This is a genomic window from Emticicia sp. (assembly GCF_043780375.1).
Taxonomy (GTDB): domain Bacteria; phylum Bacteroidota; class Bacteroidia; order Cytophagales; family Spirosomataceae; genus Emticicia.
Genome location: NZ_JAYWCU010000081.1, coordinates 1 through 9663, shown reverse-complemented (window position 1 = coordinate 9663; position 9663 = coordinate 1). Strand labels below are relative to the sequence as shown.

Genomic DNA, 9663 nt, shown 5'->3' with positions numbered 1-9663 from the left:
ACTAAAACAATTCCCCAGAGACTTGGTGGAAACTTAGCGGCTTCTTTATCAAGTTTTGTCAGAATTTCTTCTTTTTGCCTTTGTTCACATGCCACAAATACTTTTCCGTAGTCTTTTTCACATCGCTGGTCTAATGATTCGATGCCTTTAACAAATTCTTTTTGGTCGGCTTCGTTGAGCAATTCTTTCAGCATTTTATCTATAAATTGCGGAACACCTAAGTCTTTTGCTCCTGGGGTTGATGTTTTTGGCAAAATGGTTTCTGCCATTTCTGCAATCGTATTTGCTTGATTATTGCTCAAAAAAACAGGTTTCCATGCTAATTTTGCTTCATTTTGGCAAGAAACCAATAAATTTGAAACAGCACTTACCGACACTGCATAACCCAAGAATAAGGCTGTATTCTTTATATATTCTCGACGATTCATTTTGATTGGCGATTATTAGATTGATAATTGAAAAAAAAGCACAATTGAAAGTCAAAAATAGACAATCATTAAAGATTTTTACGATTCAATTCATTTACAGCAAAATCTACGGCACGGGCAGTAAGTGCCATATATGTAATTGAAGGATTGACACAATTGGCTGAGGTCATGCAAGCTCCGTCGGTTACGAAAACATTTGGTACTGAATGTAATTGGTTTTGAGCATTTAATACCGAAGTTTTTGGGTCTTTGCCCATTCGAGCAGTTCCCATTTCATGAACACCATTGCCTAAGCCTCCAACATTATCAAACATTTGAACATTCTTGAAACCAGCTTTTTCGAGCATTTCTGCTGCATCTGACTTCATTTTTTCACGCATTTTCCATTCATTATCTTTCAATTCGGCATCAAAAACTAATTGTGGAATTCCCCATTTATCGGTTTTATCTTTGCTTAAAGTAACTTTGTTTTCGTGATAAGGCAGCACTTCGCCAAAGCCCATCAAGCCCATTCCCCAGCCACCTGGTTTGAATAAGCTATCTTTGAATGATGCTCCTACTCCTTCAATACCGTTGCCTCTACCCCAATCTCCTCGACCACCACCTGCACTTTGGTAGTCATAGCCACGCAAAAAATTAGGATTTTTAGACGCATCATCAATATTTACATATTTTGGAATAAAAACACCCGTTGGTTTACGTCCTTTATAATATTGGTCTTCCATACCATCGTAGCTACCCATTGCTCCGACATGATAATGATGATCCATGAGATTATGACCCAATTCTCCACTGTCATTGCCCATGCCGTTAGGAAAACGATTTGAAGTTGAATTCAACAAAATTTGAGTAGATGCCAGCGTGGATGCACAAACAAAAATGATTTTTGCAAAAAACTCAATTTCTTTGTTGGTTTCGCTATCAATTACTTTTACACCTTTGGCTTTGCCGTTGGCGGCCCCACCTGTTTTTTCATCAAAAATGAGTGAATGAACAATTGAATTCGGTCGAATGGCAAAATTACCCGTTCGATTAGCGGCTGGTAAAGTGGCCGAATTACTACTAAAATATGCTCCATAAGGACAGCCTCGTGAGCAACGATTACGATTTTGGCATTTTCCACGACCCAATTCTAAATGTTGTGGCTGAGGCTCTGTCAAATGAGCTACTCGGCCAATGGTTACATGTCTTCCTTTGAATTTCTGTTCAACCTCTTTTCTAAAGTGTTTTTCTAAACAATTTAGCTCCATTGGTGGCAAAAATTCGCCATCTGGTAAATGTGAAAGTCCTAATTTTTCGCCACTAACGCCTACAAATTTTTCGACATACGAGTACCACGGAGCAATATCTTTGTACCGAATAGGCCAATCTATAGCAATCCCTTCACGGGCATTCGCTTCAAAATCATGCTCGCTCCAACGATAAACATGCTTGCCCCAAGTAAGCGAACGCCCACCTACATGATTACCCCTAATCCAGTCGAAACGCTTGGTTTCTTGGTAAGGATTGTCAATATCATTTGTAAAGAAATGCTTGACCGGTTCGCCCACAAAGCCACTTCTGATTTGAATATGATACTTTTCTTTGTCTTCTGGAGTCAAAGCTCCATGATGCTCCATGTCCCAAGTATCCTGCATCATGGTTGGGTAATCTTCTACGTGATTCACCATTCGACCTTTTTCAAGCACTAATGTTTTTAAGCCTTTTTCGCAAAATTCCTTTGCTGCCCAACCACCGCTCATGCCTGAGCCAATCACGATGGCGTCGTAAGTATTGGTTTTGTTTAATGTTGTATTTAGATTTGCCATTGGTTCAGGAAAATGATTATTATTTGTTGTTCGCAATTTAAGACAACTTTTTCAAAAGAAAATTCAATAAATTAAGAATCTTTTCTATTATTACTTTTTCTATTTTGCTTGAAAGAATAACGAACGAATGAATGGGTGAATAATACTTATTATTAGCAGTTTATATACAACAAACACATCGGCTCAGTAGAAATTAAAAAAAAATATGTATCATGCGTCAATCTATTATTTATGAAGTAAGTATCAATTATATAGGTTCACTGAACGATGTTCGTAAGCGAGAATCTTTTGTAGTTTATTTTTCTAATTTAAAAAGAGCCATTGAATGTTTACAAACCAACTTGGCAGTGAGTGGTTGGGAACAGAAAAAAGTAAATTATACGGCGGTTTATCGCACTCTAAAAGTAAAAAACAAATTTGTATGCGACTTTGATGCTATGAAAGTGAAATTTTTTCAAGTAACAATTACAACAAAAACCTTAAACCCATTGTTGACTACGCTAGGAATTGACGAATTTCCAACGGTCAAAAAGTAAGTTTCTTTTAAAAAATGAAATTTTTTCTTTTCTTTGTGCAATTACTGCATTATACATGTTTACATACGATGAATTTTTCAAAGCCCAAATTGAGTTTTGCCCAAATTATCAATATGAATGTTGGCTTCTTCGGAATTCAATATAGTTTTGGTCTTCAACAAAGTGCTGTTAATCCAATTTATGACTTTTTAGGGGCAAGTCCTGACCAAATTCCCTTGCTAAACTTAGCTGGACCAATGACAGGGCTTTTGATCCAGCCAATTATTGGTGCGATGTCTGACAAAACTTGGTCGCCTCGCTTCGGACGCAGAAAACCTTATTTTTTCATCGGTGCCTTGATGTGTAGTTTAGCACTTTTCCTTTATCCATTTAGTAGCTCGTTGTGGATGGCAGCTGGGCTTTTATGGATTTTGGATGTAGGCAATAATACCGCTATGGAACCTTACCGTGCTTTTATTGCCGACAAATTAGATGCTTCACAGCAGCCAATTGGCTTTCAAGCACAGAGTTTTTTTACGGGTTTGGGTCAAACTTTAGTTAATCTTTCAATTTTTGGGTTTCCATTGATATTCTTAGGAACAACTGGCTCTTTGCCAACTTGGGTTTATGCTTCATTCTTTCTAGGTGCGATTTGCTCCATTGGCTCGGTTTGGTGGAGTATGCAAACAACTTCCGAAATCCCTCCAAGTGAAGCAGAACTCGCTGAAATGAAAGCAAAGCCACTCAATATTTTAACACCATTTATTGATATTTCTGGGGCTATAAAAGATATGCCCAAAGTCATGTGGCAATTGGCGTTGGTTTATTTATTTCAATGGTATGCTATGTTTTGTTACTGGCAAAATTCGTCAAAAAGTGTTGCACAGTCGGTCTGGAAAACTACAACTTATCAAGACAACCCTGTTTATAATGAGGCTGTTAGCTGGACTGGCTTGGTAAATGGTTGGTATAATATAGTGATGTTTATGGTAGCGTTTAGCTTGGTTTATTTTGCCAAGAAATATTCGCCAAAAATAGTACACGCTGTGTGTTTGGTTTTAGCAGGAATTGGTTTTTTAGTCTTTCCGATGATTGAAAACAAATATTTATTGTTTCCTGCCATTACTGGCTTTGGCATAGGTTGGGCAAGTATGATGGGGATTCCATATTTGATGGTAGTCGGAGAAATCCCAAAAGAACGCTACGGCGTTTATATGGGCATTATCAATATGATGATTGTAATTCCGATGTTGATTCAAACGCTTACTTTTGGTTATATTTTGAAGAACTTTCTCAATAATGACCCTGGTAAAGCGATTACATTTGCAGGAGTTCTTTTATTGATTGCGGCAGGAGCAACAATGCTCATCAAGACAAAGAAAGTTGAGGGCGAAGTAAATATGCCAATGGGCGGGGGTGGACACTAAAAGTTTGTTTCATAAAAAAAGCCTTCAAAACCAGTTGTTTTGAAGGCTTTTCTATCTAAATATCAGCGAAACAGGTTAGGAAACCCATTCTATCAAATCACGGTAAAAACTGACGAATATAATTTCTACTCTGCAAAATAGCTTTTGTAACATCATCTGGGCTTCCTTCAAAAGCCTTGTCTTCTACTTCAATCACGACTGGCCCACGGTAACGAACGTCGGTTAGTGCGGCAAAAAATTTTTCCCAACGAACATCGCCCAAACCAGGGAGTTTTGGTGAGTGATATTCGAGCGGATTTGCCAAAATTCCAACCCTATCTAATTTGTCATGGTATAATTTTACATCTTTTAGATGAATATGATGCAAACGGTCTTTGTATTGATAAATTGGTTTTATTTCGTCCATCATCTGAAAAATCATGTGCGATGGGTCGTAGTTTAGCCCAAATAGTGGTGTTTTGAATGTTTCGAACATTCTGTCCCAAATGGCGGGGCTAATTGCCAAATTTTTTCCTCCCGGCCACTCATCATTCGTAAAAAACATGGGGCAATTTTCAATACCAATCTTGATACCCTCTTGCTCGGCTGTTTCGATGATTGGTTTCCAAACACGCTTAAAAGTCTTCAAGTTTTCCTGAATATTTTTCTTTGGGTCTCGCCCAATAAAAGTATTCATCACTGGCACATTTAAAGTATTGCAAGCCCTAATTACCTTTTTTATATGCTCGATATAAAACTCTGCCTTTTTCTTGTCGGCATCTAATGGATTTGGATAATAGCCCAAGCCCGAAATACCGACGTTTTTTTCATGAAGAAATGATTTGATGTAATTTACTTGTTGAACATCGAGTTTATCAACGTCAATGTGGGTAACTCCTGCATAACGGCGATTATCAGTATTATCGTTAGGCCAGCACATTATTTCGAGGCACGAAAATTCATGTTTTGAGGCAAAATCTACCACGTGTTCGAAGCCGAAATCGGCTAAAATAGCACTTACAAATCCAAGTTTTAACATAGTGTTGAATAGTAGAAAAATGATTTATCAAATTTAAAATAAAAAGCCTATTTGTAAAATCTATTTCTTCTTATATCTCGTAAATATATGACATACATACCTAACATTTTTGTTTTAAAGTTAGAAGCCGAAAGTTTTTTGTTTTATTTATTAGTAGTTTAATTAAACAAGTACGAAAACTATCAATCTGATATATATGATTTTTTTATAACAAATCAATGATTTTTTATAATTTTTATAAGTAAAAGTGTTGTTTCATAAAAATAAACATAAAAATGTTTGGATAATTTGTTTAAGTTTATTTACATTTGATTCAACAAAAACAAAACATACTATGACAGCTCTTGAATTTAACTACGCTATATCAAAAACATCGAAATCATTAAAGCCTTTTGCTATGAGGCTTACAAAAGATCACGAAGATGCCAATGATTTATTACAAGATACTTTAATGAAAGCATTTTTGAATCGTGATAAGTATACTGCTGGAACAAATTTGAAAGCATGGCTTTATACCATCATGAAAAATACGTTCATTACGAACTATCAACGCATGATCAGAAAAAACACTTTCATTGATACAACAGATAATCTGCACTATATCAATAACATGGAAAGTAGTATTGATAATAATGCTTATTCGGAGTTTGCAATGGAAGATATAAACAACGCTGTAGAAACACTTGACGAATCATATAAAATGCCATTTATGATGCACTTTAAGGGTTTTAAGTACCACGAAATCGCTCAAAAATTAAGCATTCCAATCGGAACGGTGAAAAACAGAATTCACATTGCTCGAAAGGAATTGAAAGATAAATTATATATGTATGCCTACGCATACTAAGAAAATAATATCAAACGGTTCGCCGTAATTGTAGTTTTTGGTTAAAAAAGAGGAAGGTTCGAAAAGGTTGTCTGCTTTGCTGACAATCTTTTTTTTTGACAGTATTTTTGGATTAAACAAGATTTTAACCTACGGTTTTCTATTTTATACACAGCCAAATATAAAAGCCATTCAAACAAATAGAAGCTAATAGATTGAGCCACATAGTATTTTTAAAGTTTGCTTGGTTCTTATCTTTTAAAACTTTGAGAAACCACCAACCGAAAAATCCAAGTGTAGGTAAATTAAAAAGTAACAAAACTATAAAATCTGATTGTTTGAAATACAGGAAAAATGCAAAAAAAGCAAGGCTAAAAACTGACGCCGTAAATACAAACGTTCCTTTAATTCCCAACAACATGCTCATTGTAGTATCGCCACGCTTGGCATCTTCTTCATGTTGGTATATTTGTGACATCGGATAAACCGCCCAAAGCATCAATGTGCTTATTATTGCTGGAAAAATATTTGTTTCTAATAATTCTACTTCTGAAACGAATGCTAAAAGCACCATAAAATAAGTAAATGCTCCTTGAAAAATTCCCACAATAAACCAACTTAAAATCGGATATTTCTTCAAACGAATAGTGTCATTGCTGTATGCTTTCGAGATTAGCCCATAAATAAAAATCATTAAAGCAAAAAGCCAATCAATTACAAAAAAGCCAATAATTACTGCCAAAATATCAATTGCCCACGAAACCCAAAAGAGCTTTTTATCAACGGCAGGTGGTTTTTCAAGTCCGCCGATACTTCCCTCATCTTTATCAAAATAGCTATTGTAGGCATTGCTAGCAGGGTAAATAAAAATGTGGAGAATGACGAAAATCCAAAAAGCCTTTGGTTTATCTACGTTTGGTGTTTGGCTAATGGCAAACCAATAAACAGGCATCAAAAAAAAAGAAAAGGGCAATCTTAGATGCAATAAAATATCTTTTGGAGTCATAATAATATACGACGGATTTCCAATCCGTTCTTTATAGCGTAAGAAAAAGACGTATTAGGAAATCCGTCGTACTAAAAAATTTGCTACAACAAAACTTCCAACCAAAATTCCGAAGTAAACCAACGAAAGATTAAAGTTATAAATAATCATGGCAACCAATGCTACCGAAGCTATTATTAAAGCAATAATCGGTGAAATTGGATAAAAAGGCACTCGGAAAGGTCGTGTTAAATTTGGTTCTTTTTTACGTAAAACTAACAACGAAACCATCGAAAAAATATACATTGTCAAAGCTCCAAAAGCCGAGAGAATAATAATATCGGCAGTAGAATTGCTCAAAAGTGCCACAATTCCGAAAACCATATTGAGCAATAAAGCATTGGCAGGGGTTTTGAATTTTGGATGAACTTTTCCTATAAAAGCGGGAGCATTTCCTGCACGACCAAACTCAAAAGTTGCTCGTCCTGCTGCCAAAACCAAGCCATGAAACGAAGCGATAAGTCCGAAAGTGCCGATGCCTACTATTAATTGATAAACTCTACTTGTATCGCTCATGATTTTGCTCATGGCCATTGGCAAAGGAGAGTCAGATATACTGCCATCTGTTTTATAAACAATTGATTCCCAGCCATTTATACCAACTGCAGCAACAAAAGTAAGTAAGCACAAAACCACCAAAGTTGCCATTGCCGAGCCAAATCCCCAGGTAATATCTTTTTGTGGATTGTTTGATTCTTCGGCAACATTTGCCAAACCTTCAATACCCAAAAAGAACCAAATCGCAAATGGTAATGCCGCAAAAGCTCCACTAAAACCATTCGGTAAAGCATTGATAATCAGATTCTTACTTTCAAATTTTGGGAAAGCAATATACCAAAAAACAATCAAACCCAAAACTGCAAAAATCGTTATAACCAACTCAAAAGTAGAAGCGAGTTTTGTACCGAGAATATTGAGCAGAGTGAAAATTAAATAAGCACTAATCGCAACTGCTGTAATAGGAATTTGAGGAAAAACAGCATTGAAATAAGCCCCAATGCCAACAGCTATGGCTGGCGGAGCAAACAAAAACTCAATGTTTTGAGCCATTCCTGCCAAAAAACCCCACTTTTTACCCAAAGCACGATTGGCATAATCAAAAGCTCCGCCTGCTTGTGGAATTGCACAAGCAAGTTCGGCATAGCTCAACGAAAAAGCAATATAAAGAATTATGACAAAAAATGTGGCAATTGCCATGCCGAGTGTCCCGCCTTTTTCGAGCCCAAGATTCCATCCGAAATACATTCCAGAAATGACATATCCTACGCCCAGCCCCCACAATAATGTTGGTGTAAGGCTTTTTTGAAGTTTTTGGTCGTTAGTATTCGACTGTTCGACGTTCGACATTTTTTTGCTTAGAACTGTTTTTAAGAATAGCTGTAACAGGGTTTGTTCATAAAAAAAAGATAGGGATTCAAAAAGCTGATATATTTGTTTTAGGAACTAAACATCAATTTATGAATCCCCCCAAAACAAACTTACAAACTACTATTATGAAGTGCAAGGGAAACTTTCAGATAGTCGAGATATACGAGGTAAACGACACGAGCTTTCGTTTGTAGTAGTATTGTTTTTAACGTCGATTTTACGGAGCGATAAGCTTCTAAATTTATCAGTTATTCATCGAGCAATGTCAGATGATTTTGAGAAATTGGCACATATTTTAGGCATAAAAGTAGCAAAATGTGTGTCATATTCTCAACTTAAAAGGATATTGCAACTTATTGATTATGAACAATTTAATACTATAAATGAGTTATATTTTAGTTTCATTATCAAGAAAGATGCTGAAAAATGGTTTAGTATAGATGGGAAAGAACTAAGAGGTACTATAGACGGCGTTAGTGGAGAAAAACGCGGGTTAAGCATTGTAAATTTAACTACACATCAAAGTCGTCAGAGTATTATTATCGGTCATTATGATGCATTGAAAGCTTCAGAAAAGCCAGTAGTAAGTAGCTATCTTGAAGAAACAGATATAAGAGGACAGAAATTTACATTCGATGCTTTACATACCTCAAGAGAAAACTTAGCGACTATCTCAAACAAAAATGGTGTGTACTTAGCCCAACTCAAAGCCAACCAAAAAGAGATGTTAGAAGAATGTGAATTGGTCAACAAGCACTTTACTGCTAATTTTAAAAATACGGTATATCAAAAGGGACATGGACGTGTAGAAACACGATTATATAAGGGCTATAATTTTGTTGCGGCTGAGTTCGATGAGCGTTGGAAAGAAACAAAAAACATATCACTGATAGTTGTCAGTCGAGAAAGGTTTACCTCAAAAACCAAGAAGTCAACACAGGAAAATTCTTATTGGCTTAGCAATCAATCACTTGACGGTTCGCCGCTGCGATAATAAGTCATTTATCGAAATATCAGAAGCTATTAGAAACCACTGGAGTATTGAAACACATCATCACATTAGAGATGTACAAATCGGTGAAGACCGAATAAAAATAAGTCATAAAAATGAAGCTCTGGTAGTCGCAAGTTTTATTACTTTAACAAGTAATTTATTAGAAAAACAAGGTGGTAATAAATCCATCCTAAGAGAAAAATTGACTAAAAACTGGAAGTTAATACCAGCAAT

The 9663-nt window shown here is 35.9% G+C and carries 9 protein-coding genes and 1 pseudogene; 5 read left to right on the top strand and 5 right to left on the bottom strand.

The window, feature by feature from the left end:
- Positions 1-428 (bottom strand): gluconate 2-dehydrogenase subunit 3 family protein (locus ACH2CJ_RS06245; protein ID WP_394991394.1); only part of this gene is annotated, 428 nt, incomplete at its 3' end.
- Positions 429-496: 68 nt separating this feature from the next.
- The gene (locus ACH2CJ_RS06240; RefSeq protein WP_394991393.1) at positions 497-2236 is read right to left on the bottom strand and encodes a GMC oxidoreductase; all 1740 of its coding nucleotides are present in this window, start codon (positions 2234-2236) and stop codon (positions 497-499) included.
- Positions 2237-2448: 212 nt separating this feature from the next.
- Here ACH2CJ_RS06240 and ACH2CJ_RS06235 point away from each other — a divergent pair, with 212 nt between their 5' ends.
- Together ACH2CJ_RS06235 and ACH2CJ_RS06230 are read left to right on the top strand one after the other, a co-directional pair.
- On the top strand, positions 2449-2772 hold the full coding sequence (locus ACH2CJ_RS06235) for a hypothetical protein (RefSeq protein WP_394991392.1): 324 nt from the start codon (positions 2449-2451) through the stop codon (positions 2770-2772).
- 14 nt (positions 2773-2786) lie between these two features.
- Positions 2787-4178: an MFS transporter gene (locus tag ACH2CJ_RS06230; protein WP_394991391.1), complete on the top strand. Its 1392-nt coding sequence runs from the start codon at positions 2787-2789 to the stop codon at positions 4176-4178.
- Positions 4179-4275: 97 nt separating this feature from the next.
- Here the strand turns inward: ACH2CJ_RS06230 and ACH2CJ_RS06225 are convergent, their stop codons facing one another.
- Complete coding sequence (locus tag ACH2CJ_RS06225; RefSeq protein ID WP_394991390.1) at positions 4276-5196, bottom strand: sugar phosphate isomerase/epimerase family protein; 921 nt, start codon at positions 5194-5196, stop codon at positions 4276-4278.
- Positions 5197-5530: 334 nt separating this feature from the next.
- Between ACH2CJ_RS06225 and ACH2CJ_RS06220 the strand changes: the two genes are divergently transcribed.
- On the top strand, positions 5531-6043 hold the full coding sequence (locus tag ACH2CJ_RS06220; protein ID WP_394991389.1) for an RNA polymerase sigma factor: 513 nt from the start codon (positions 5531-5533) through the stop codon (positions 6041-6043).
- Positions 6044-6182: 139 nt separating this feature from the next.
- On the opposite strand, the gene ACH2CJ_RS06215 is transcribed toward ACH2CJ_RS06220, so the two are convergent.
- Together ACH2CJ_RS06215 and eat are read right to left on the bottom strand one after the other, a co-directional pair.
- Positions 6183-7028 (bottom strand): UbiA family prenyltransferase, encoded by an 846-nt coding sequence (locus ACH2CJ_RS06215; RefSeq protein ID WP_394991388.1) that lies wholly within the window; start codon positions 7026-7028, stop codon positions 6183-6185.
- 54 nt (positions 7029-7082) lie between these two features.
- Positions 7083-8414 carry an ethanolamine permease gene (gene eat / locus ACH2CJ_RS06210; RefSeq protein ID WP_394991386.1) on the bottom strand — a complete coding sequence of 444 codons (1332 nt, stop codon included), beginning with the start codon at positions 8412-8414 and terminating at the stop codon, positions 7083-7085.
- A gap of 283 nt (positions 8415-8697) precedes the next feature.
- Between eat and ACH2CJ_RS06205 the strand changes: the two genes are divergently transcribed.
- On the top strand, positions 8698-9429 hold the full coding sequence (locus tag ACH2CJ_RS06205) for an ISAs1 family transposase (protein ID WP_394991384.1): 732 nt from the start codon (positions 8698-8700) through the stop codon (positions 9427-9429).
- Positions 9407-9663, top strand: a pseudogene (locus ACH2CJ_RS06200) (hypothetical protein); the annotation flags it as partial. The gene ACH2CJ_RS06205 and the pseudogene ACH2CJ_RS06200, both read left to right, overlap by 23 nt.

What these genes read in the sequence shown, in the direction of transcription:
- ACH2CJ_RS06240 (WP_394991393.1), bottom strand. Translation starts at nt 2,236, where the DNA reads ATGGCAAATCTAAATACAACATTAAACAAAACCAATACTTACGACGCC.
- ACH2CJ_RS06235 (WP_394991392.1), top strand. Translation starts at nt 2,449, where the DNA reads ATGCGTCAATCTATTATTTATGAAGTAAGTATCAATTATATAGGTTCA.
- ACH2CJ_RS06230 (WP_394991391.1), top strand. Translation starts at nt 2,787, where the DNA reads ATGAAATTTTTTCTTTTCTTTGTGCAATTACTGCATTATACATGTTTA.
- ACH2CJ_RS06225 (WP_394991390.1), bottom strand. Translation starts at nt 5,196, where the DNA reads ATGTTAAAACTTGGATTTGTAAGTGCTATTTTAGCCGATTTCGGCTTC.
- ACH2CJ_RS06220 (WP_394991389.1), top strand. Translation starts at nt 5,531, where the DNA reads ATGACAGCTCTTGAATTTAACTACGCTATATCAAAAACATCGAAATCA.
- ACH2CJ_RS06215 (WP_394991388.1), bottom strand. Translation starts at nt 7,028, where the DNA reads ATGACTCCAAAAGATATTTTATTGCATCTAAGATTGCCCTTTTCTTTT.
- eat (WP_394991386.1), bottom strand. Translation starts at nt 8,414, where the DNA reads ATGTCGAACGTCGAACAGTCGAATACTAACGACCAAAAACTTCAAAAA.
- ACH2CJ_RS06205 (WP_394991384.1), top strand. Translation starts at nt 8,698, where the DNA reads ATGTCAGATGATTTTGAGAAATTGGCACATATTTTAGGCATAAAAGTA.